We start from the raw sequence: 22,074 nt of genomic DNA, 5'->3' as shown, positions 1-22,074 counted from the left end.
CGTGCACGCATATGACGTTCCCCGCCGCCAGCCCTACCCGCCCATCCCCTCCGCGCGGACGCCCCAGGATCATCACGGCGGCCCATCGGCCACGCCGATCTACGACGCGCTCTACGCCGAGTACGTCAAGTCCTACCGGACCCTGCCGGGCGACCGCAGCGGCGAGGAGGATCTGGGTTTTGTAGCGTTCGGGAACCTGCCGCACGATACGGGCTCCACCGTGTACGGCGCCTACAGCCTGGGGGCCTACAGCACCCGCCATGGCACGGGCCGGCAACACACGCAGTGGCAGCGGGTCGGGACGATCGGGCGGCAGGAAACCGGGATGCACCACGTTCCCGCCGCCCTGCCACCGGCTCCGCGGCGCGGAATCTGATCCGCCGACGGCGAAGGGGCGGCCCCCGTTCGGGGCCGCCCCTTCGCCGTGGCCGCTACTTCTTCTTCGCGCCGCGCTTCTCGCGCACCCGCACGGAGATGTGGATCGGCGTGCCGTCGAAGCCGAACTCCTCACGCAGCCGTCGCTCGATGAACCGCCGGTAGCCGGCCTCGATGAACCCGGAGGCGAACAGCACGAACCGCGGCGGCTTGGTGCCGGCCTGGGTGCCGAACAGGATGCGCGGCTGCTTCCCGCCCCGGATCGGGTGCGGGTGGGCGGCGACCAGCTCGCCGAGGAAGGCGTTGAGGCGGCCGGTCGGCACCCGGGTCTCCCAGCCGGCCAGCGCCGTCTCGATCGCCGGGACCAGCTTCTCCACGTGCCGTCCGGTGTGCGCCGAGACGTTGACGCGCGGGGCCCACGCGATCTGCGCGAGCTCGGTCTCGATCTCCCGCTCCAGGTAGTAGCGGCGCTCCTCGTCGAGGGTGTCCCACTTGTTGTAGGCGATGACGAGCGCGCGGCCCGCCTCCACGGCCATGGTGATGATCCGCTGGTCCTGCACCGAGACGGACTCGGAGGCGTCGATCAGGATGACGGCGACCTCGGCCTTCTCGACGGCGGCCGCGGTGCGCAGCGAGGCGTAGTAGTCGGCGCCCTGCTGGAGGTGGACACGCTTGCGGATGCCTGCGGTGTCGACGAACTTCCAGGTCTTGCCGCCCAGTTCGATCAGCTCGTCGACCGGGTCGCGGGTGGTTCCGGCCAGCTCGTTGACGACGACGCGCTCCTCGCCCGCCACCTTGTTCAGCAGCGAGGACTTGCCGACGTTCGGGCGGCCGATGAGGGCCACCCGGCGGGGGCCGCCGATGCCGCTCCCGCCGAACGTCTCGCGCGGCGCCTCGGGGAGCGCCTCCAGGACGCGGTCCAGCATGTCGCCGGTGCCGCGGCCGTGCAGGGCCGAGACCGGGTGCGGCTCGCCGAGGCCGAGCGACCACAGGTACGTGGCGTCCGCCTCGCCGCTCGGGCCGTCGACCTTGTTGGCGCACAGCACCACCGGCTTGCCCGCCTTGCGCAGGAGCCGTACGACGGCCTCGTCGGTGTCGGTGGCGCCGACCTTGGCGTCCACGACGAACACCACCGCGTCGGCGGCCTCGATGGCGTACTCGGCCTGCGCGGCCACGGAGGCGTCGATGCCGAGGACGTCCTGCTCCCAGCCGCCGGTGTCGACGACCTTGAAGCGGCGGCCCGCCCACTCGGCCTCGTAGGTGACGCGGTCGCGGGTGACGCCCGGCTTGTCCTCGACGACCGCCTCACGGCGGCCGATGATGCGGTTCACCAGAGTCGACTTGCCGACATTGGGGCGGCCGACGACGGCGAGGACGGGCAGCGGGCCGTGTCCGGCGGCCTCAATGGCGCCCTCGACGTCCTCGATGTCGAAGCCCTCTTCCGCGGCGAGCTCCATGAACTCCGCGTACTCGGCCTCGCCGAGCGCCCCGTGCTCGTACTCGTGCTCGGCCGAGCCGTCGGGCTGGATGTCGTCGTTCATGAAGTCCGTACCTCGTCGTTCATCGTGGTGATCGGTGGAACACCACCGGTTCGCGGTGATCCACTACTCAAGTGTCGCCCAGGGCCCGTCCGGCGGACAGGCCCTGGCGCCCGGTCAGTCGCCGGGCGTTTTCCAGGTGGTCGGTGAGCTGCTTCTGGATGCGCTCGGTCGCCTCGTCCAGGGCCCGGCGCGTACGCCGCCCGCCCTCGTCGCCCGCCTCGAACGGGTCGCCGAAGACGACGTCGACCCGGTGGCGCAGCGGGGGCAGCCCCTTCATCAACCGTCCGCGCCTCTCGGAACTTCCCAGCACGGCCACCGGGACGATCGGGGCGCCGCTGCGGACCGCGAAGTAGGCGAGCCCGGCCCGCAGGGAGGCGAAGTCGCCCTCGCCGCGGGTGCCCTCGGGGAAGATCCCGAGGACGCCGCCCTGCTTCAGGACGCCGAGCGCCCGTGTGATCGCCGAACGGTCGGCGGAGTGCCGGTCCACCTGAAGCTGGCCGATACCTGTCAGGAAGGGGCCCAGCGGGCCGACGAACGCCTCCTTCTTGATCAGGAAGTGCACCGGCCGGGGTGCCACGCCCATGACCATCGGGCCGTCGACGTTGTGCGCGTGGTTGACCGCGAGGATCACCGGGCCGGAGGCGGGCACCTTCCAGGCGCCCAGCACGCGCGGGCGCCACAGCCCGTACATCAGCCCGACGCCGATCCGCCGGCCGACGTCGGCACCGCGTTCCGACGGAGGGCCCGCCGCACGCTCCGGCGGACGGTTCACTTCGCGGCCCGCTTCTCCTCGACGAGGGTGACCACGCACTCGATGACCTGTGCCAGCGTCAGCTCGGTGGTGTCCACCTCGACCGCGTCGCCGGCCTTGGCCAGCGGGGAGGTCTTGCGGCTGGAGTCGGCCGCGTCGCGCTTGATCAGGGCCTCGCGGGTGGCGTGGACGTCGGCGCCCTTGAGCTCACCGCTGCGCCGGGCGGCGCGGGCCTCCGGGGAGGCGGTGAGGAAGATCTTCAGGTCGGCGTCCGGCAGCACCGTGGTGCCGATGTCGCGGCCCTCGACGACGATCCCGGCCTCGGCGGACACGGCCAGCGACCGCTGGAGCTCGGTGATCCGGGTCCGCACCTCCGGTACGGCGCTGACCGCGCTGACCTGGGCGGTGACCTCCTGGGTGCGGATCGGACCGGCCACGTCCACGCCGTCGACGGTGATCGTCGGGTGGGCGGGGTCGGTGCCGGAGACGATCTCGGGCTTGCCGGCCACCGCGGCGATCGCGGTGGGGTCGTCCATGTCGATCCCGTTGGTCACCATCCACCACGTGATCGCCCGGTACTGGGCGCCGGTGTCCAGGTAGCTCAGGCCGAGCTGTGCGGCCACGGCCTTCGATGTGCTCGACTTGCCCGTGCCGGAAGGACCGTCGATGGCGACGATCACAGGCTGGGCGGTCCGGGCGGCGCCGTTTTCCACAGCGGGGCACCTTCCTGGTGAAGGGTGGTGGGTGGTGTACGGGACGCGAGAGCGCCCCGCACAAGGTTACTGGCTTCCCGGACGCCCTCTTACTGGCGGATGGCCCAGCCCCGCTCCCGCAGGGCGGAGGTGAGGACCGGTGCCGCCTTCGGCTCGACCATGAGCTGCACCAGACCGGCCTGCTGCCCGGTGGCGTGCTCGATGCGCACGTCCTCGACGTTGACCCCGGCCAGCCCCGCGTCCGCGAAGATGCGGGCCAGTTGGCCGGGCTGGTCGTCGATGAGGACCGCGACGACCTCGTACACCCGCGGCGCGGACCCGTGCTTGCCGGGGACCCGGACCTGGCCGGCGTTGCCCCGCCGCAGCACGTCCTCGATGCCGGCGGCGCCCTCGCGGCGCTTGGCCTCGTCGGAGGACTGGAGGGCGCGCAGGGCCTGCACGGCCTCCTCCAGGTCGGTGGAGATGTCGGAGAGCAGGTCGGCGACCGGTCCCGGGTTGGCGGACAGGATCTCGATCCACATCCGCGGGTCGGAGGCCGCGATCCGGGTCACGTCCCTGATGCCCTGCCCGCACAGCCGTACGGCCGCGTCCTCGGCGTTCTTCAGACGCGCGGCGACCAGGCTGGAGACCAGGTGGGGCATGTGGGAGACGAGGGCCACGGCACGGTCGTGGGCGTCGGCGTCCATGACGACCGGGACCGCCCGGCAGTGCGAGACGAGCTCCAGGGCGAGGTTGAGGACCTCGGTGTCGGTGTCCCGGGTGGGCGTGAGCACCCAGGGGCGGCCCTCGAAGAGGTCACCGGTCGCCGCCAGCGGACCCGACTGCTCGCGGCCCGACATGGGGTGCGTGCCGATGTAGCCGGTGAGGTCCAGGCCCATCGACTCCAGCTCACGGCGCGGGCCGCCCTTGACGCTGGCCACGTCCAGGTAGCCGCGGGCCGCGCCCCGGCGCATGGCGTCGGCGAGCACGCCCGCCACGTGCGCCGGCGGCGCGGCGACGATGGCGAGGTCGACCGGCCCGTCCGGGGCCTCGTCCGTGCCGGCGCCGAGCGCCGCGGCCGTACGGGCCTGCTCCGGGTCGTGGTCGGCGAGGTGCACGACCACCCCGCGCTGCGCGAGAGCCAGGGCGGCGGAGGTTCCGATCAGCCCGGTGCCGATCACGAGTGCGTTTCTCACTGGGCGATGTCCTTGCGCAGGGCGGCCGCCGCGCCGAGGTAGACATGGGCGATCTCGTCGCGCGGCCGGTCGGACTCGATGTGCGCGAGGACGCGGACGACGCGGGGCATGGCGCCCTCGATGTCCAGTTCCTGGGCGCAGATCAACGGTACGTCGACGATGCCGAGCTTGCGGGCCGCGGCGGCCGGGAAGTCGCTGTGCAGGTCGGGGGTGGCCGTGAACCAGATACTGATCAGGTCGTCCGCGGTCAGGCCGTTCCGCTCCAGGACGGCGGTGAGCAGCGCCCCGACCTGCTCGTCCATGTGCCCGGCCTCGTCCCGCTCGAGTTGGACGGCCCCCCGGACCGCTCGTACCGCCACGGCGCTGCTCCTTGCTGAGGTGAATCGTCTCGTGTCCAGCCTAGTCAGACCGCGTGGGACGGGTGACCGGCGCCCGCCCGCTGAGACGACCAGGGAAACGGGTGGTTTATTACGTGCTGTCACGATGTGCTTCGACTTGACCGTATTCGATGCGAAGATGCTGATGCTCCGCTCGGAGCTCTTCCCTCCTTCCCCCGGAACCCCGGAGTGACGACATGACCCAGGGCTCGACGCGGCGCACGGTTCTCGCCACGAGTGCGGTGGCGCTCGTGGCGGCGGGCTGCGGCACCAAAGCCAGCAGCAACTCCGAGACGTCACCTTCCGCGGAGGCGACCTCTCCTTCGGAGGAGACGACGTCCCACCCTTCGGCGGCCTCCGGCGCCACGGAGGGGTCCGCCACCGGACCGGAACTGGCGAGCACGGCCGACATCCCGGAAGGCGGCGGCAAGGTCTTCGCCGAGCAGAAGGTCGTGGTCACCCAGCCGAAGAAGGGCGAGTTCAAGGCCTTCTCGGCGATCTGCTCGCACCAGGGCTGCACGGTGGGCAAGATCTCCAACGGCATGATCGACTGCCCCTGCCACGGCAGCAGGTTCCGCATCGCCGACGGCTCGGTGGCCAACGGGCCGGCGGTCAGCCCGCTGGACGCCAAGCAGATCAAGGTGGAGGGAAATTCCATCCACCTGCTGTGAGGATCCGCGTACGCTCCCGGGCATGCAGCCCGAGGACCTGGTGCGTGACCACACCATCTACGCCTGTGTCATGGGGTCGCGGGCCTTCGGGCTGGCGACGGACGACAGCGACACGGACCGCAGGGGCGTGTTCGTCGCGCCCACTCCCCTGTTCTGGCGCTTCGAGAAGCCGCCGACGCATGTGGAGGGGCCCCTCGACGAGCAGTTCAGCTGGGAGCTGGAGCGCCTCTGCGCGCTGGCGCTGCGCGCGAACCCCAACATCCTGGAGTGCCTGCACTCGCCCCTGGTGGAGTACGTGGACGACACCGGCCGCGAACTGCTGTCCCTGCGCGGCGCGTTCCTCTCCCGGCAGGTGTGCGGGACGTTCACCCGGTACGCGCTGAGTCAGCGCGGGAAGCTCGAAGCCGATGTCCGCACGCACGGCGCCCCGCGCTGGAAGCACGCGATGCATCTGCTGCGCCTGCTGACCAGCGCCCGCGACCTGCTGCGCACCGGCACGCTGACGGTCGACGTCGGCGACCGGCGCGAACCGCTCCTGGAGGTGCGGCGGGGTGAGGTCCCGTGGCCCGAGGTCGAGTCCCGGATGGCCCGCCTGGCCGCCGAGACCGAACGGGCCGCCGACCGCACCCCGCTCCCCGCGGAGCCCGATCACCGACGCGTGGCGGACTTCCTGCGCCGTGTCCGCCACGCGTCGGCCTGCCGGGGAGACGTCTGAGCCGGCCTGATCCGGACGCAGAACCCTAGAGGTCGACCTCGTTCATCAGCATGCCGACCTCGGTGTTCGACAGGCGGCGGAGCCAGCCGGACTTCTGGTCGCCCAGGGTGATGGGGCCGAAGGCGGTGCGGACGAGCTTGTCGACCGGGAAGCCCGCGGCGGCGAGCATGCGGCGGACGATGTGCTTGCGGCCCTCGTGGAGGGTGACCTCCACGAGGTAGTTCTTGCCGGTCTGCTCGACGACCCGGAAGTGGTCCGCGCGCGCGTAGCCGTCCTCCAGCTGGATGCCGTCCTTGAGCTGCTTGCCCAGGTCCCGCGGGATCGGGCCGACGATGTGCGCGAGGTAGGTCTTGCGCACGCCGTACTTCGGGTGGGTCAGCCGGTGCGCCAGCTCGCCGTGGTTCGTGAGCAGGATCACACCCTCGGTCTCGGTGTCGAGGCGCCCGACGTGGAAGAGGCGCGTCTCGCGGTTGGTGACGTAGTCACCGAGGCACTGGCGGCCCTCCGGGTCCTCCATGGTGGAGACGACACCGGCGGGCTTGTTCAGCGAGAAGAACTGGTACGACTGCGTGGCCACGGTCAGGCCGTCGACCTTGACCTCGTCCTTCTCCGGGTCGACCCGGCGGCCCTGCTCCAGGACGATCTCGCCGTTGATCTCGACCCGGGCCTGCTCGATCAGTTCCTCGCAGGCGCGCCGCGAACCGTATCCCGCGCGGGCGAGCACCTTCTGGAGCCGCTCGCCCTCCTGCTCGGCGCCCGGGAAGGTCTTGGGCAGCTTGACGTCCTTCTTGCCGGCGTACCGCTCGCGGTTGCGCTCCTCCATCCGCGTCTCGTACTCGCGGGAGCGGGCCGGAGCCGTACGGCCGCCCTGCTGGGGCTGCTTGGGGCCGCCCTTGGCGCCACCGCGCGCGGATCCGCCGCGCCCGGACTTGGGGCCGTCCTTGGTCGCGCCGGGGCCGACGTCGTAGCGGCGCTCCTCGGGTCGGGGCTTGCGGGGGCGGCCCTGCCCCTGCCGCTCGTCCCTGTTGTTGCCGGCACCGCGGTAGTCGCCGCGCCCGCCGTTCCTGCCGCTGCCGCTGCTTCGCATCAAAATTCCGTCGTCGTGTTCGTCGTGTGGTCGCCGTCTGCGCCCGGCGCGTCATCGGGAGCGTCCGGGTCGAACGACGGTACGCCCTCCTGGGTCTCGGCCTCGATCGCCTCCGCCTCGGGGAGGAAGGGCGCGAGTTCCGGGAGCTCGTCCAGACCGCGCAGGCCCATCCGCTCCAGGAAGTAGTTCGTCGTCCTGTACAGGATCGCACCTGTTTCGGGTTCCGCGCCCGCCTCCTCGACCAGACCGCGTTGGAGCAGCGTACGCATGACTCCGTCGCAGTTGACTCCGCGGACGGCGGAGACGCGGCTGCGGCTGACCGGCTGGCGGTAGGCGACCACGGCGAGGGTCTCCAGGGCGGCCTGGGTGAGCCGGGCCTGCTGGCCGTCCAGGACGAAGCCCTCGACGGCGGCCGCGTACTCGGGGCGGGCGTAGAAACGCCAGCCGCCGGCGATCAGCCGCAGCTCGAAGCCGCGGCCCTGCACGGTGTACTCGTCGGCGAGTTCGCGCAACGCGTCCGCGACCTGCCGGCGGGGCCGTTGCAGGATCTTCGCCAGGTGCTCCTCGGTCGCGGGCTCGTCCACGACCATGAGGACGGCCTCCAGGGCGGGCCTGAGGTCGAGGTCGGCGACGGTGCTCGGGGCCGCGGACGGGTCGGTGGTCTCCTCGTTCACGCCTTCTCCTCCTCCTTGGGCTCCTCGGGCTCCTCGGGCTCCTCGGGTGCGCGATCGAACTCGTCCGTCACGGTGGGCGTCTCGTCCCCGTCACCGCCGGTCCAGCGCACGATCAGCTCGCCGAGGGCGGTCTCCTGGTCCAGGGCCACGGCCTTCTCGCGGTACAGCTCCAGCAGGGCGAGGAAGCGGGCCACGACGGTGAGCGTGTCGTCGGTGTCGGCCACCAGTTCCCGGAAGCCGGCCTCACCCAGCTCCCGCAGCCGCGCGATCACGATCCCCGCCTGCTCCTGCACGCTGACCAGCGGCGCGTGGATGTGGTCGACGTACACCTGCGGCTTGGGCTTGGGCTGCATCGCCTTGACCGCGAGTTCGGCGAAGCGCGCCGCGCCGATGCTGATGACGACCTCGGGCAGCAGTTCGGCGTGGTGGGGTTCCAGCCCGACGGTACGGGGGTGGCGCCGGCCCTCCTCGTCCAGCCGGCGGCTGAAGATGTCGGCGATCTGCTTGTACGCGCGGTACTGGAGCAGCCGGGCGAACAGCAGGTCGCGTGCTTCGAGCAACGCCAGGTCGGCCTCGTCCTCGATCTCGGCCGCGGGCAGCAGCCGGGCCGCCTTGAGGTCGAGCAGGGTGGCGGCCACGACCAGGAACTCGGTCGTCTGGTCCAGGTCCCAGTCGGGACCCATGGCCCGGATGTGCGCCATGAACTCGTCGGTGACCTTGGACAGGGCCACCTCGGTGACGTCGAGCTTGTGCCTCGAGATCAGCTGCAGCAGCAGGTCGAACGGCCCCTCGAAGTTGGCCAGCCGAACCTTGAACACCCCGTCACCGAGAGCCCCGTCCCCCTCGCCGGCCCCTTCGGACGGCAGCCCGGTCTCGGCCCCCGCACCGGAACCGGCCTCGGGCCTCGACGCGGCTTCCGCCCTGCGCCCCGCGTCGGCCTGCTGCCCGAGGGCGCCACGAGCCTCCGGCCGGGAGCCCTCCGCGACCGCCGACTGCGAGACATCCCCGGCAGTCGGCCCGGACGTCATGCCGGAACCGGCCTCGGGCCTCGACGCGGGTTCCGCCCTGCGCCCCCCGTCAGCTTCCGCTTCGGAAGCAGCACGAGCCTCCGCCCTGGAATCGACTGTGACCGCCGGCTGCGAAACGTCCCCCGGCTCCAGCACGGCCTCCACCCGGCACCCCGCGTCGGCCTGCTGCCCGAGGGCGCCACGAGCCTCCGCCCGGGAGCCCTCCGCGACCGCCGACTGCGAGACATCCCCGGCAGTCGGCCCGGACGTCATGCCGGAACCGGCCTCGGGCCTCGACGCGGCTTCCGCCCTGCGCCCCTCGTCAGCTTCCGCTTCGGAAGCAGCACGAGCCTCCGCCCTGGAATCGACTGTGACCGCCGGCTGCGAAACGTCCCCCGGCTCCAGCACGGCCTCCACCCGGCGCCCCGCGTCGGCCTGCTGCCCGAGGGCGCCACGAGCCTCCGCCCGGGAGCCCTCCGCGACCGCCGACTGCGAGACATCCCCGGCAGTCGGCCCGGACGTCGTGTCGGAACCGGCGCGGGGCGGGGTCGAGCCACCTGGCTCGGCCGCCGCATTCTCGGCAACGCCGGTCGCCGGCTCGGCCGGCTGCCCGGCGGCCGGGCCCACCACCGGGCCGTCCCCCGGGAGGTCCACCGGCGTCTCAGGAGCCCGTACCGACGGCTCGGAGGGCTGCTCGGCGGGCCCGGGAGCGGGCATGGGCTCCGGAGGCGCGGCCGGCGGTTCGGGGCGCTCATCCTGGGGCGCGGGCGGCTCGGGTGGGTGAGCCGGGGGTGGGGATGCCGTTCCCGGGCCGCGGCCGAGGGCGCGTCTGCGGCCGGTGGGGGTGGGAGCGTCGTTCGAGGTCATTGCCGTCGCAGGCTACCGCTTACCGCCCGCTCGGACGGCTAACGGCCGCGCAGCCGCCGTACCAGGATGCTCGCCTCGCCCCGGGACTCCAGGTCGGCCAGCACCACGGCGACCGCCTCGCGGACGATGCGCCCGCGGTCCACGGCGAGCCCGTGCTCACCGCGGAGCACCAGCCGGGCGTGCTCCAGGTCCATGAGCTCCTCGGCGGACACGTACACGGTGATCTTCTCGTCGTGCCGTTCCCGTCCGCTGGGCCGGCGCGCCGCGGCGCCGCGGCCCCGCTTGCGCGGCTGCGCGGCGGCAGAACCTTCCTGCGCCGCCGCCGGACGCCGTGCGGAGCGCTCCGCGGTCGCGGACCGGCTGCGGGACTCGCCCGCGTCCGTCGGTGCCGCCTCCACCGCCACGTGCTCCGCGCCCTCGCCGTCGCCGCCCTGCGCGGGCACCGACTGCGGCGCGTCCTCCGCCGAGGCGGCCGCGTCACCCTCCGCCGCGGGGGCGGGCACCCGGGCCTCGCCGCCTGCCTGGCGTCGGGGAGTGGACGGCTGGAGCGCCATTCCCCCTGTCGTACGGAACAGTTCGTCGGCCCCCGGCAGACTCACTCGGCGTGACACCGGGCGAGCACCTCCCTGGCGAGCTGGCGGTAGGCGGCGGCGCCGACGGAGTTGGAGGCGTACGTGGTGATCGGCTCACCGGCGACCGTGGTCTCCGGGAAGCGGACGGTGCGTCCGATGACCGTGTGGTACACGTGGTCGTCGAACGCCTCGACGACACGCGCGAGCACCTCACGGCTGTGCACCGTGCGCGAGTCGTACATCGTGGCCAGGATCCCGTCGAGCTCCAGCTCCGGGTTGAGGCGCTCCTGGACCTTCTCGATGGTCTCGGTCAGCAGTGCCACACCGCGCAGCGCGAAGAACTCGCACTCCAGCGGCACGATCACCTTGTGCGCGGCCGTGAGGGCGTTGACGGTGAGCAGGCCGAGCGAGGGCTGGCAGTCGATGACGATGTAGTCGTAGTCGTCCATCAGCGGCTTCAGGGCGCGTTGGAGCGTCGACTCGCGCGCGACCTCGCTCACCAGCTGGACCTCGGCGGCCGACAGGTCGATGTTGCTGGGCAGCAGGTCCATGTTGGGGACCGCCGTCTTCAGCAGGACCTCGTCCGCGGACATGCCCCGCTCCATGAGCAGGTTGTAGACGGTGAGGTCGAGCTCCATGGGGTTGACGCCGAGACCCACCGACAGCGCGCCCTGCGGGTCGAAGTCCACGAGCAGCACCCGGCGGCCGTACTCCGCGAGCGCGGCACCCAGGTTGATGGTCGACGTGGTCTTGCCGACGCCGCCCTTCTGGTTGCACATCGCGATGATCTTCGCGGGGCCGTGGTCGGTCAGCGGACCCGGGATCGGGAAGTACGGCAGCGGGCGTCCGGTCGGGCCGATGCGCTCACGGCGCTGGCGGGCCGCGTCGGGCGCGAGCGTGGCCGCGTACTCGGGGTCGGGCTCGTACTCGGCGTCGGGGTCGTAGAAGTGCCCCTCGGGCAGTTCGTCGTAGTCGGCGAAGTGGTTGTGGGGCGCGCCACTTCCGTCGCCGGCCATGGCGTTCACGTGATGGCCATCCATGCTTGGGTGTGCTGGCTGAGTCACCCCTGGTGTCCGGTGACTCTGGTGGGCTGCGAAGGTGCGCACAGCAACGGAGCCGACAGCCTCGAGCCGCGTGGGGCCCTGGCCCGTCGCAGGCATTCCTGGTTGACCACCCCCGGGAGAAAATGTCGACTCATTCACAAGTCGTCTTACCTCCTTGGTGACCAGGGAACTTCTAGACAGGTCAGCGTGGCACCATGCCGACGATTGGCGACTCTATGGCGTGTCGGCGGTCCGCAGCAACACAATCCGCCGGACCCGGCCCGATGTGTCGGTAATGGAACATCCCTCTGTCAAGGGCGTACGACCGTCGCACGGCAGGTTTCACCGGTGCGTGAATCGGTCGAATGGTTGCGTTCGAGGCGAGTTGACCGAGTGCGGCGAAGTGACCATACACACATCCGGCCGGACCTTGTGGGACAAGGTCCGGCCGGTCGTGCGAGGTTGACGACGCGTGTTGACGTATCGCCTTTCACACCTTGGCGACTTGGCGACCCGCTCAGCCGAGCAGGGACTCCAGCGCGACGTGCTCCAGGCCGTGGGCCTCGGCGACCTCGCGGTAAACGACCTTGCCCTCGTGGGTGTTGAGGCCCTTGGCCAGCGCCGGGTCACGGCGCAGCGCCTCCACCCAGCCACGGTTGGCGAGTTCGACGATGTACGGCAGCGTGGCGTTGGTCAGCGCGTAGGTGGAGGTGTTGGGCACGGCGCCCGGCATGTTGGCGACGCAGTAGAACACCGACTCGTGGACCTTGAAGGTCGGCTCGGCGTGCGTGGTCGGGTGGGAGTCCTCGAAGCATCCGCCCTGGTCGATCGCGATGTCGACAAGGACACTTCCGGCCTTCATCCGGGACACCAGCTCGTTGCTGACCAGCTTCGGGGCCTTGGCGCCCGGGACGAGCACGGCGCCGACCACGAGGTCGGCCTCCACGCAGGCCTTCTCCAGCTCGAAGGCGTTCGAGACGACGGTCTTGATCTTCGTACCGAAGATCTTGTCCGCCTCCTTGAGCTTGTTGATGTCCTTGTCCAGGAGGGTCACGTGGAAGCCCAGACCGATGGCGATCTGCGCGGCGTTCCAGCCGGAGACGCCACCGCCGATGATGACGGCCTCGCCGGCCGGCACGCCCGGGACGCCGCCCGGCAGCACACCGCGGCCGCCCGCGGCGCGCATCAGGTGGTAGGCGCCGACCTGCGGCGCGAGACGGCCCGCGACCTCGGACATCGGGGCGAGCAGCGGCAGCGCGCGGTTCGGGAGCTCGACGGTCTCGTAGGCGATCGCCGTGGTGCCGGACTCCAGCAGGGCGTCCGTGCACTCCTTGGAGGCGGCCAGGTGCAGGTAGGTGAAGAGGATCTGGTCCTTGCGGAGGCGGTGGTACTCCTCGGCGATGGGCTCCTTGACCTTCAGCACCATGTCGGCGGCGGCCCAGACCTCGTCCGCGGTCTCGAGGATCCGGGCGCCGGCGGCCACGTACTCCTCGTCCGGGATCGAGGAGCCGACGCCCGCGTTCCGCTCGACGACGACCTGGTGGCCGTTACGCACGAGCTCGTGCACGCCGGCGGGGGTGATGGCCACCCGGAACTCGTTGTTCTTGACTTCGCGGGGGATGCCGACCTTCACGTCGATCACGGTCCTTGGCTCAGAGAATGTGGGGCAATATCAGACGTACCCCGGCATGCGAGGGCATACCAGGCAACACCGCAGGGGAACGAGCGGCAGAACCAGTCTAATGAAGGCTTTCTCTCTGTCTAGCCTTTCATTGCATCAATCTTCAGTGGATGCACTGCGGATTTCGCAGGCATTGCCGTCCCCAGCCGTCAATGGGCCCTCCGGACCGCCCTCCTCGGCCGCAGGGACCTCGTCGCCTAGCATGCGCCGGGCCGTTCCGCGGTGCAGGGCCGCCGTGGCCGCGTCGCCCAGCCGCTCCAGGGTGTCGGCGAGCCGCAACTGGAGCGCCGCCTGGAGCCGTACGTCCTCGGCGTGGCGGGCCCACTCCACCGCCTCCTGGCAGGTGCGCAGGCAGTCCTCGGGGCGCCCGGCGTACTCCTGGACGCGCGCCAGCTCGCTCAACGCGCGCGCGTGGGCGGCGACATCGCCCGCCTTGCGGTGCGCGGCGACGGCCGCCCGCCAGTTGCGCAGGGCCTCGCCGTAGCGGCCCGTGTAGGTGTGCGCGGTGGCGATGCGGCCGTAGAGGCGGGCGGCGTCCTCGCGCTCCTCGCGCGCGAGCCGCCGCGCCAGGGCGCGGCCGAACCAGTCGGCGGCCCGGTCGTAGTCCCCCAGCTCCTGGTGGGCGCTGCCTACGGATTCCATGGCGCGGCTGATCGCGTACGGGTCGTCGGCCTCCCGTCCCGCGTCCAGCGCGGCCCGGTAGCGGGCCAGCGCCGCCGCCGTACGCCCGGTGCGGGCGTCCAGGTCGGCGAGGTTCAGCAGGGCGGCGGCCTTCTCCCGGGGCAGCCCGCGCCGCTCGGCGACGTCCAGGACGAGCCGGTGGATGCCGTAGAGGTCACCGGCGGCGGCCTGGGTGCCGATGTGCGCCACCATGGCCCGCACCAGCTGGGACATCAAGCGGCGGGCCAGGGTGTCCAGTTCGCCGTCGGCGACGGCGAGCCGGGCCGCGGCGAGCAGGGCGGGCCTGCGGGCGCGCAGCCACTTCTCGGCGGCCCGCGGAGTGGCGAAGCGCAGCCCCGGAGGCAGGCTCTTCAGCTTCTCCCGGGTCTCGGGGCTGTCGGTCTCGGTGATCGCCCGGCAGGACTGGAGCAGCCGCACGGTCCGCTCCAGCATCCGGGCGCGGGCGAGCCGCAGCTCGGCGGGGCGGTCCTGGCGCTGGGCGAGGTCCGCCAGCAGCGGGTGCAGGCAGCCGGGGACCTCGTAGCACGGCAGCGGCGAGGGGACGGCGCGCAGCACGCCGAGTCCGGCGAAGTCGTCGAGGAGGCCGCGGGCGGCCTCGACCGAGCAGCCGGCGAGCGCGGAGGCGGTCTGCGGGTCGACGTCACCGGCCGGGGCGAGGGAGAGCAGGCGCAGCAGCCGGGCGGCCTGACCGGACAGGGTGCCGTGCACGAACCGCAGCACCCGGTCGAGGGCGGAGCGCTCGTCGGGGTCGGCGCGCAGCTGCTTGGCGAGGTCGGCGACGGCCGCCTGGGGGTGGGCGGCGAGCCAGCCGCCGGCCAGGGTCAGCGCGGCGGGCTGGCCCTGGCAGACCTCGATCAGGCTCTCGGCGGCGCGCGGGTCGACGGTGATGCGCACCGGGTCGATGCGCTGCGCCAGCAGCTCAACGCCGGACTTGGTGTCCAGGCCGCCCAGGGTGCACGGGCGGACGTCGGCGATCCCGGTGAGCGGGCCCCGGGAGACGGCGACGAGCAGGCAGTCGGCGTTCTCCGGCAGCAGCGCGTCGACCTGGTCCGCGCCGGCCGCGTCGTCGAGCAGGAGCAGCGCCCGGCGCTCGGCGAGGGCGGTGCGCAGGGCCTCGGTCAGGTCGTCCTCGGCGGCGCCGGGCGGGGTCGGCAGATCCAGGGCCGTGAGCAGGTCGCGGGCGACGGCCTCGACGGGTACGGGGGTGCCGTCGGGCTCGGTGAGCCCGGCGCGCAGCACCCCGCCGGGGTAACGCTGCGCGACCTGCCCCACCAGTTCCTCGGCGAGCGCCGTACGGCCGGAGCCGGGCCTGCCCGCGATCAGCAGGACGCGTGCGCGCGGCTCCTTGCGGCCGGCCAGGGTGTCGAGGCCGGCCCGCTCGATGTCGGCGCGCAGCTCCTTCAACTCCCGCGTGCGGCCCAGGAAGAGACTCTTCGCGGCCGCGGGGAACCAGTCCCCGCCGGACAGGTTCACGCCACCTGCGTCCACCGCCTGATCCGTCACGGGCCACACTCCCGTCCCACGCACGTGCAAGCCCGCCGGGACTCCGGTTCGGGCGTTTCCAGAGCCTAGTTCACGCTCTGCGACGAACCGTGAGGAGCACGGCGGACACGTCGCCCGATCGGATCAGGCGATCGTCACACCACAGGGGTCGACGGTGTGTTCAGGACGCGAAGGGGCGGGCCGGCCAGGGCGCCTCGGCCGGGCGCAGGGCGTCCAATCCGTCCCCCCGGCGCGCGGCGACCAGCGACAGGACGCCCACCACCAGGCAGTTGTTGTGCAGTTCGCCCGCGAGCACGCCCCGTACCAGTTCGTCCACCGGGATCCGCGCGTGCTCCATGTCGGTCTCCTCGTGCTCCGCCGCGAAGCGCTCGCCGACCGCCTCGGACAGGCCCCGGGCGAGGAAGATCCGCACGGACTCGTCGCAGCCGCCCGGGGTGGTGTAGACGTCGGTCAGCACCCGCCAGTCCTCGGCCTTGACGTGGGCCTCCTCGTACAGCTCGCGCTGGGCGGCGTGCAGCGGGTTCTCGCCGGGCACGTCGAGCAGGCCCGCCGGGATCTCCCACAGCCGCTGCCGCACCGGGTGGCGGTACTGGCGGATCAGCAGCACCCGGTCCTCCTCGTCGAGGGCGAGGACGGCCACGGAGCCGGGATGCACCTGGTAGTCGCGGGTGACCACGGAGCCGTCGGGCATGACGACGTCGTCGGTGCGGACGGAGGTCTTGCCGCCGACGAACGGGGTGCTGGTGGCCCGGATCTCCCACTCCTCGGGGATGTCCTTGATCGTCATGCCCTGGCCTTTCCGACGTGCGCAAACAGAACGGGGGTGCGCACCTTTGACGGTACGCACCCCCGCAACCGTACAACCGGGTGTGCTACTTGGAGTTCTTCCGCTCGACGGCGGCCTTCACCAGGCCGGCGAACAGCGGGTGCGGACGCGTCGGGCGCGAGCGCAGCTCCGGGTGCGCCTGGGTGGCGACCAGGTAGGGGTGGACCTCGCGCGGGTACTCCACGTACTCGACGAGCTTGCCGTCCGGGGAGGTGCCGGAGAAGACGATGCCCGCCTTCTTCTCCAGCTCCGCGCGGTAGGCGTTGTTCACCTCGTAGCGGTGGCGGTGGCGCTCCTCGACGTACTCCTTGCCGTCGTAGACCTCGCGCACGATCGAGCCCTCGGCCAGCTTCGCCGGGTACATGCCGAGCCGCATGGTGCCGCCCATGTCGCCCTCGCCGGCGACGATGTCCATCTGCTCGGCCATGGTGGAGATCACCGGGTGGCCGGTGGCCGGGTCGAACTCGGTGGAGTTGGCGTCCGCGATGTCGGCGAGGTTGCGGGCGGCCTCGATCACGATGCACTGCAGGCCCAGGCACAGGCCCAGCAGCGGGATGCCGTTCTCACGGGCGTAGCGGATGGCGCCGACCTTGCCGAGCACGCCGCGGTCACCGAAGCCGCCCGGGATGCAGATGCCGTCGACGCCGGCGAGCTGCTGCTCGGCGCCGGCCGCGGTCTTGCAGTCGTCGGAGGTGACCCACTTGATCTTCACCCGGGCCCTGTTGGCGAAGCCGCCCGCGCGCAGCGCCTCGGTCACCGACAGGTAGGCGTCGGGCAGGTCGATGTACTTGCCGACCAGGGCCAGGGTGATCTCGTGCTCGGGCTTGTGGACGCGGTCCAGCAGGTCGTCCCAGGTCGTCCAGTCCACGTCGCGGAAGGGCAGGTCCAGCTTGCGGACGACGTAGGCGTCCAGGCCCTCGGAGTGCACGACCTTCGGGATGTCGTAGATCGACCGGGCGTCGGGGCAGGCGACCACGGCCGCCTCGTCGACGTCGCACATCAGGGAGATCTTGCGCTTGATCGCGGTGGGCACCTCGCGGTCGCAGCGCAGCACGATCGCGTCCGGCTGGATGCCGATGTTGCGCAGCGCGGCGACCGAGTGCTGGGTCGGCTTGGTCTTCAGCTCCCCGGAGGGGCCGATGTAGGGAAGCAGCGAGATGTGCACGACGAAGACGTTGTCCCGGCCGACCTCGTGGCGGACCTGGCGGACGGTCTCCAGGAACGGCAGCGACTCGATGTCGCCGACCGTGCCGCCGACCTCGGTGATGACGACGTCCACCTCGTCGGTGGCCATGCGCCGGATGCGGTGCTTGATCTCGTTGGTGATGTGCGGGATGACCTGCACCGTGTCGCCCAGGTACTCGCCGCGCCGCTCCTTGGCGATGACCGTGGAGTAGACCTGGCCGGTGGTGACGTTGGCGGAGCCGTCCAGGTCCCGGTCGAGGAAGCGCTCGTAGTGGCCGATGTCCAGGTCGGTCTCGGCGCCGTCGTTGGTGACGAACACCTCACCGTGCTGGAAGGGGTTCATCGTGCCCGGGTCGACGTTGAGGTACGGGTCCAGCTTCTGCATCACGACGCGCAGGCCCCGGGCCTTCAGCAGCATGCCCAGGCTGGAGGCGGTGAGGCCCTTGCCGAGCGAGGAGGCGACACCCCCGGTGACGAAGATGTGCTTGGTCGTCGTGGCTTTGCTGTTTCGGAAAGCAGCGGGCGGCATGGCCAAGAGGGGGCTCCCGTGGTCGCGGTCTGTCGTGCGGTACGGCTGGCCGGTCCGGGGAACCCGGGTGTCCGGCTGAGGCGCCGTCGCTGCGGTTCGGGGGTTTCGAGCCCACCGGTCCACGGGCTACCAGGGTATCAGCGCCTGACGGGCATGGCTCCCGGCCACGCTCCGCGCACGCTCCGACACGTGCGCGTACCACTCACAGGTCCCTCACCCATGGCTCACTCGTTCGGCGCACCCGGGTTGCCCGGAGCGGCACGCAGATCATCTACGTGCGTCGTATCCTGCTCGGACACTCGCTGAGGAGCCCCGCCGGCAACACGGCACCACCCCCGTCCGTATGACCCGGAACAACAAGAGCTCGTCAGTTCGTTGAGCAAGGGTTGTCGTTCTGCCCCCACGGCCGACCGGCGGTCCCCCCACCGCTCGACGACGCATTACAACCACCCCTTGACCGCACTAGCGACAGCCCCTTCGCGGGGTGTGACGTGGCCGTTCGACTGGAGTTGCACGTGGCCGGGCGCATCGAAGACTACGCACTCATCGGAGACATGCAGACCGCTGCCCTGGTCTGCCGGGACGGGACAGTCGACTGGCTGTGCCTGCCCCGCTTCGATTCCCATGCCATCTTCGCCGGCCTGCTGGGTACCGAGGAACACGGTTTCTGGCGGATCGGCCCGGCGTTCGCGGCCGGCACACAGCCGCCCACGGCGGCCCGGCGCAGTTACCGCGGTGACTCGCTGATCCTGGAATCCGAGTGGGACACCCCGCGCGGCACGGTCCGCGTGACGGATTTCATGCCCCCGCGCGACGGCGCCCCGCAGCTGATCCGCATCGTGGAGGGCGTCACCGGGCGGGTACCGATGCGCTCCACGCTGCGCATGCGCTTCTCCTACGGCCGGGTCGTGCCGTGGGTGCACCGGCACGAGGGCCGCACGGTGGCGGTGGCGGGTCCGGACTCCGTGTGGTTCGACACATCGGTGAAGACCTACGGCGAGTCGCTGACCACGTACGCGGACTTCACCGTCGCTCCCGGTGACCGGATCGCGTTCACCATCTCCTGGCAGGCGTCGCACAAGGAGCCGCCGCCGCTGCCGGAGCCGGAGCAGTCGCTGGAGGCGACGGAGGAGTTCTGGCGCGACTGGGTCGGGCACTGCACGTACCACGGCCCCTACCGCGAGGCCGTGGTCCGCAGCCTGATCACGCTCAAGGCCCTGACCTACGCCCCGACCGGCGGCATCGTGGCGGCCCCCACCACGTCGCTGCCCGAGGACATCGGCGGCGTACGCAACTGGGACTACCGCTACACCTGGCTGCGCGACGCGGCGATCACCCTGTCCTCGCTGCTGCGCACCGGCTACCGCGAGGAGGCCCGCGCCTGGCGCGAGTGGCTGCTGCGGGCCGTCGCCGGCGATCCGGACAACCTCCAGATCATGTACGGCATCGCCGGCGAGCGCGAGCTGGGCGAGGCGGAGCTGGACTGGCTGCCCGGCTACGAGAACTCCGCGCCGGTCCGGGTGGGCAACGGCGCCGCGCACCAGCTCCAGCTGGACGTCTACGGCGAGGTCACCGAGGCCCTGCACCTGGCCCACATGACGGGCCTGGCCCGCAACGACTACGCCTCGCTGCTCCAGCTCAAGCTGATCCAGTACCTGGAGAAGCACTGGCAGGAGCCGGACGAGGGCATCTGGGAGGTGCGCGGGCCGCGCCGCCACTTCGTGCACTCCAAGGTCATGGCCTGGGTCGCCGTCGACCGCACCATCAAGCTCATCGAGTCCGGGGAGGCCGACGGCCCGCTGGAGCGCTGGAAGGTGCTGCGGGACGACATCCACCGCGAGGTGTGCGAGAAGGGCTACGACAAGGAGCGCAACACCTTCACGCAGTCCTACGGTTCACGGGAGCTGGACGCGTCCTTGCTGCTCATCCCGCAGATGGGCTTCCTGCCGCCGGACGACAAGCGGGTCATCGGCACCATCGAGGCGATCCAGCGCGAGCTGTCCACCTCGGACGGGTTCATCCTGCGCTACCCCACCGACGGCGACCACGCGGGCGTCGACGGCCTGCCCGGCGACGAGGGCGCCTTCCTCGCCTGCTCCTTCTGGATGGCCGACGACCTGGCGATGATCGGCCGCGTGGACGAGGCGCGCAAGCTCTTCGACAAGCTCCTCTCGCTCCGCAACGACCTGGGCCTGCTCGCCGAGGAGTGGGACCCGCGCCGCCAGCGCCAGGTGGGCAACTTCCCCCAGGCCTTCAGCCATGTGCCGCTGATCGACACGGCCCTGCGCCTGACGGCGAGCGGCGCCTACGGAGGCTGACCCGGCGCCGGGCGGGCGAACGCGCCCGTCCGGCGGTCAGCCCAGCTCAGGGTGTCGGACCGCTCCGGCCACCCGACGCTGCCGCCGCGTCCCGGGCAGAGGTAGCGTCCGCTCCATGGACCGCAGATTCGACACCGAGGGCACCGGCATCACCGTCCGGCGCGCCCTCGAACTGCCCGGCCTGCGCAGCGGCCTCCCCGAGGTCCTCGCCGGCGCCGACAAGCTGACCCGCACCGTCCGCTGGGTGCACGCCGGCGAGGTCCCCAACATCGCCTCCCTCCTCAAGGGCGGCGAACTCCTGCTGACCACCGGCTACGGACTCGGCACCCGCCCCGCCGACCAGCGGGCCTTCGTGCGCACCCTCGCCGACCGCGGCATCGCGGCCCTGGTGGTGGAGCTGGGCCCGCGCTTCACGCGCCTGCCCACCGCCCTCGTCGAGACCGCGCGGTCCGCCGGTCTCCCCCTCGTCCAGCTGCACCGCGAGGTGCCGTTCGTGGCGGTCACCGAGGAGATCCACACGGAGATCGTCAACGGCCACTACGCGCTGCTCCAGCGGGCCGAGGAGGTGCACCGCCGCTGCACTCAGGCACTGCTCGGCGGCGGCGGAGTGCCGCAGGTGCTCGGCATCCTGGCCGACTTCGGCGGCAACCCGGTCTTCCTGGAGACCCCGGACGGGCAGTTGTTGTACGCGGCCGGCTCCGGGCCCGAGGGCGCCGATCCGCTCCAGGTCTGGGAGGGACTGCGCGGCCAGCGCAAGGACGCGGCGCCGCCGGCCGGGTCGGTCGTCGTGGACGTGCCCGGCGGCGGACCCGGCACCGGCTCGGTGCGCGCCCGGCTCGTGCTGCTGCCGGTCCGCTCGCCGCTGGCCCCGGTGCACCGCATGGCCGCCGAGCGGGCGGCGGGTCTCCTGGCCGTGGTGCTGATGCAGGCCCGCCAGGAGGAGGAGCTGGCGGCGCGCGGCCGCGGCGACTTCCTCACCGACCTCGCCGAGGGGCGTATCGCCGCGGAGGACGCTCCCGCGCAGGCGCGGGTCCTCGGCTTCAAGCCGGGCAACAGCCCGCTGCTGCCCGTGGTGATGCGGCTCGGCGACGCGCTCGCGTCCACCGGGGACACCGCCCGGCCGAGCGCGGCCGCCGGCGGCGGGGGCTGGGCGGTACTGGCCCGCGCGGTCGGCGAGGAACTCGCCTCGGTGGGCGTGCCGGTGCTGCTGGGCGTGCGGCCGGTCGAGGGCCGGGTGCCGCTGCTGATCGGCCTGCGCTCGGAGAAGGAGCGGCCCACCGTCGCGGACCGGGTCGCGGCGGCCCTGCGGGCGGGTGTGGAGCGGGCCGGGATGCGGCGGCCGGGCGGGCAGCCGGAGGTGGTGGTCGTCGGTGTGGCGGGCGGCTGGGCGGCCGCCTCGGCGGGCCTGCGGCACGCGGCGGAGGCGGCGACGGCGGCGCAGGGGCTGCCGGACCGGCCCTGGTACGACGCCCGTCGCCTGGACATCGACCTGCTGCTGTGGCGGCTGCGCGACCACCCCGACCTGGCGGCCTTCGTGGACCGCGCGATCGGCCCGCTGCGGGACCACGACCTGCGCTCGAAGCCGCCGCTGCTGCCCACCCTTCAGACGTACCTGGCGCACGCGGGCCGCAAGGCGGAGACCGCCCGCGAGCTGCACCTGAACCGGCAGACGCTCTACAACCGCCTGGCCCGGATCGGAGAGTTGCTGGGCACCGACCTCGACGACCCGCAGACGGTCCTGGCCCTGAGTCTGGCCCTGCGGGCCCGCCGGCACGTGCCGTGA

At 72.1% G+C, this 22,074-nt stretch carries 19 protein-coding genes; 5 read left to right on the top strand and 14 right to left on the bottom strand.

The window, feature by feature from the left end; genetic code table 11:
• Position 1 precedes the first annotated feature (1 nt).
• Positions 2 to 376: a hypothetical protein gene (locus tag ACWC91_RS05580; protein WP_225076041.1), complete on the top strand. Its 375-nt coding sequence runs from the start codon at positions 2 to 4 to the stop codon at positions 374 to 376.
• Positions 377 to 431: 55 nt separating this feature from the next.
• Here ACWC91_RS05580 and der read toward each other — a convergent pair whose 3' ends face one another.
• The 5 genes from der to aroH form a co-directional block, all read right to left on the bottom strand.
• Positions 432 to 1,916: a ribosome biogenesis GTPase Der gene (der, locus tag ACWC91_RS05575; protein WP_225076040.1), complete on the bottom strand. Its 1,485-nt coding sequence runs from the start codon at positions 1,914 to 1,916 to the stop codon at positions 432 to 434.
• Between the two features lie 67 nt (positions 1,917 to 1,983).
• A complete protein-coding gene (locus ACWC91_RS05570; protein WP_225076039.1) occupies positions 1,984 to 2,727 on the bottom strand; it encodes a lysophospholipid acyltransferase family protein in 744 nt (247 codons plus the stop codon).
• Positions 2,685 to 3,380 carry a (d)CMP kinase gene (gene cmk / locus ACWC91_RS05565; RefSeq protein ID WP_225076038.1) on the bottom strand — a complete coding sequence of 232 codons (696 nt, stop codon included), beginning with the start codon at positions 3,378 to 3,380 and terminating at the stop codon, positions 2,685 to 2,687. The genes ACWC91_RS05570 and cmk overlap by 43 nt, the downstream gene beginning before the upstream one ends.
• A gap of 89 nt (positions 3,381 to 3,469) precedes the next feature.
• Entirely contained in the window at positions 3,470 to 4,555 is a 1,086-nt protein-coding gene (locus tag ACWC91_RS05560) for a prephenate dehydrogenase (RefSeq protein ID WP_450644007.1), read from the bottom strand.
• Positions 4,552 to 4,914, bottom strand: coding sequence for a chorismate mutase (aroH, locus tag ACWC91_RS05555; protein ID WP_225076036.1), 363 nt, complete (start codon positions 4,912 to 4,914; stop codon positions 4,552 to 4,554). Before aroH ends, ACWC91_RS05560 begins: the two co-directional genes overlap by 4 nt.
• Before the next feature lie 215 nt (positions 4,915 to 5,129).
• Between aroH and ACWC91_RS05550 the strand changes: the two genes are divergently transcribed.
• Together ACWC91_RS05550 and ACWC91_RS05545 are read left to right on the top strand one after the other, a co-directional pair.
• The gene (locus tag ACWC91_RS05550; RefSeq protein ID WP_225076035.1) at positions 5,130 to 5,603 is read left to right on the top strand and encodes a Rieske (2Fe-2S) protein; all 474 of its coding nucleotides are present in this window, start codon (positions 5,130 to 5,132) and stop codon (positions 5,601 to 5,603) included.
• Between the two features lie 22 nt (positions 5,604 to 5,625).
• On the top strand, positions 5,626 to 6,318 hold the full coding sequence (locus tag ACWC91_RS05545) for a nucleotidyltransferase domain-containing protein (protein ID WP_225076034.1): 693 nt from the start codon (positions 5,626 to 5,628) through the stop codon (positions 6,316 to 6,318).
• Positions 6,319 to 6,343: 25 nt separating this feature from the next.
• On the opposite strand, the gene ACWC91_RS05540 is transcribed toward ACWC91_RS05545, so the two are convergent.
• The 9 genes from ACWC91_RS05540 to ACWC91_RS05500 all read right to left on the bottom strand — a co-directional run bounded on the left by ACWC91_RS05540 (position 6,344) and on the right by ACWC91_RS05500 (position 17,973).
• Positions 6,344 to 7,405 carry a pseudouridine synthase gene (locus tag ACWC91_RS05540; RefSeq protein ID WP_281155718.1) on the bottom strand — a complete coding sequence of 354 codons (1,062 nt, stop codon included), beginning with the start codon at positions 7,403 to 7,405 and terminating at the stop codon, positions 6,344 to 6,346.
• Positions 7,405 to 8,079 carry an SMC-Scp complex subunit ScpB gene (scpB, locus tag ACWC91_RS05535; RefSeq protein WP_141362321.1) on the bottom strand — a complete coding sequence of 225 codons (675 nt, stop codon included), beginning with the start codon at positions 8,077 to 8,079 and terminating at the stop codon, positions 7,405 to 7,407. The genes ACWC91_RS05540 and scpB overlap by 1 nt, the downstream gene beginning before the upstream one ends.
• Positions 8,076 to 9,107 (bottom strand): segregation and condensation protein A, encoded by a 1,032-nt coding sequence (locus ACWC91_RS05530; RefSeq protein ID WP_450644010.1) that lies wholly within the window; start codon positions 9,105 to 9,107, stop codon positions 8,076 to 8,078. The genes scpB and ACWC91_RS05530 overlap by 4 nt, the downstream gene beginning before the upstream one ends.
• Before the next feature lie 884 nt (positions 9,108 to 9,991).
• Complete coding sequence (locus ACWC91_RS05525; RefSeq protein ID WP_225076031.1) at positions 9,992 to 10,564, bottom strand: hypothetical protein; 573 nt, start codon at positions 10,562 to 10,564, stop codon at positions 9,992 to 9,994.
• Complete coding sequence (locus ACWC91_RS05520) at positions 10,549 to 11,685, bottom strand: ParA family protein (protein ID WP_141362315.1); 1,137 nt, start codon at positions 11,683 to 11,685, stop codon at positions 10,549 to 10,551. The genes ACWC91_RS05525 and ACWC91_RS05520 overlap by 16 nt, the downstream gene beginning before the upstream one ends.
• Before the next feature lie 400 nt (positions 11,686 to 12,085).
• Complete coding sequence (gene ald / locus ACWC91_RS05515) at positions 12,086 to 13,210, bottom strand: alanine dehydrogenase (RefSeq protein WP_225076030.1); 1,125 nt, start codon at positions 13,208 to 13,210, stop codon at positions 12,086 to 12,088.
• A 135-nt stretch (positions 13,211 to 13,345) separates the two neighbouring features.
• Positions 13,346 to 15,433 (bottom strand): tetratricopeptide repeat protein, encoded by a 2,088-nt coding sequence (locus ACWC91_RS05510; RefSeq protein WP_450643455.1) that lies wholly within the window; start codon positions 15,431 to 15,433, stop codon positions 13,346 to 13,348.
• Positions 15,434 to 15,593: 160 nt separating this feature from the next.
• The gene (locus ACWC91_RS05505; protein WP_141362309.1) at positions 15,594 to 16,220 is read right to left on the bottom strand and encodes an NUDIX domain-containing protein; all 627 of its coding nucleotides are present in this window, start codon (positions 16,218 to 16,220) and stop codon (positions 15,594 to 15,596) included.
• A gap of 85 nt (positions 16,221 to 16,305) precedes the next feature.
• Positions 16,306 to 17,973, bottom strand: a complete 1,668-nt coding sequence (locus ACWC91_RS05500; protein ID WP_225076028.1) for a CTP synthase — start codon at positions 17,971 to 17,973, stop codon at positions 16,306 to 16,308.
• Positions 17,974 to 18,488: 515 nt separating this feature from the next.
• Between ACWC91_RS05500 and ACWC91_RS05495 the strand changes: the two genes are divergently transcribed.
• Together ACWC91_RS05495 and ACWC91_RS05490 are read left to right on the top strand one after the other, a co-directional pair.
• The gene (locus tag ACWC91_RS05495; protein WP_225076290.1) at positions 18,489 to 20,291 is read left to right on the top strand and encodes a glycoside hydrolase family 15 protein; all 1,803 of its coding nucleotides are present in this window, start codon (positions 18,489 to 18,491) and stop codon (positions 20,289 to 20,291) included.
• Between the two features lie 115 nt (positions 20,292 to 20,406).
• Positions 20,407 to 22,074 (top strand): PucR family transcriptional regulator, encoded by a 1,668-nt coding sequence (locus ACWC91_RS05490; protein WP_225076027.1) that lies wholly within the window; start codon positions 20,407 to 20,409, stop codon positions 22,072 to 22,074.

It is taken from the genome of Streptomyces sp. NPDC001204 (assembly GCF_053598035.1).
Note: the sequence above shows the minus strand (reverse complement) of the source record. Positions and strands in the feature narration are given on the sequence as shown.

Coding starts and splice junctions, on each gene's coding strand:
- ACWC91_RS05505 (WP_141362309.1), bottom strand. CDS start 16,220: ATGACGATCAAGGACATCCCCGAGGAGTGGGAGATCCGGGCCACCAGC.
- ACWC91_RS05545 (WP_225076034.1), top strand. CDS start 5,626: ATGCAGCCCGAGGACCTGGTGCGTGACCACACCATCTACGCCTGTGTC.
- ACWC91_RS05520 (WP_141362315.1), bottom strand. CDS start 11,685: ATGCCTGCGACGGGCCAGGGCCCCACGCGGCTCGAGGCTGTCGGCTCC.
- ACWC91_RS05540 (WP_281155718.1), bottom strand. CDS start 7,405: ATGCGAAGCAGCGGCAGCGGCAGGAACGGCGGGCGCGGCGACTACCGC.
- ACWC91_RS05490 (WP_225076027.1), top strand. CDS start 20,407: ATGGACCGCAGATTCGACACCGAGGGCACCGGCATCACCGTCCGGCGC.
- ACWC91_RS05550 (WP_225076035.1), top strand. CDS start 5,130: ATGACCCAGGGCTCGACGCGGCGCACGGTTCTCGCCACGAGTGCGGTG.
- ACWC91_RS05530 (WP_450644010.1), bottom strand. CDS start 9,107: ATGACGTCCGGGCCGACTGCCGGGGATGTCTCGCAGTCGGCGGTCGCG.
- ACWC91_RS05500 (WP_225076028.1), bottom strand. CDS start 17,973: ATGCCGCCCGCTGCTTTCCGAAACAGCAAAGCCACGACGACCAAGCAC.
- der (WP_225076040.1), bottom strand. CDS start 1,916: ATGAACGACGACATCCAGCCCGACGGCTCGGCCGAGCACGAGTACGAG.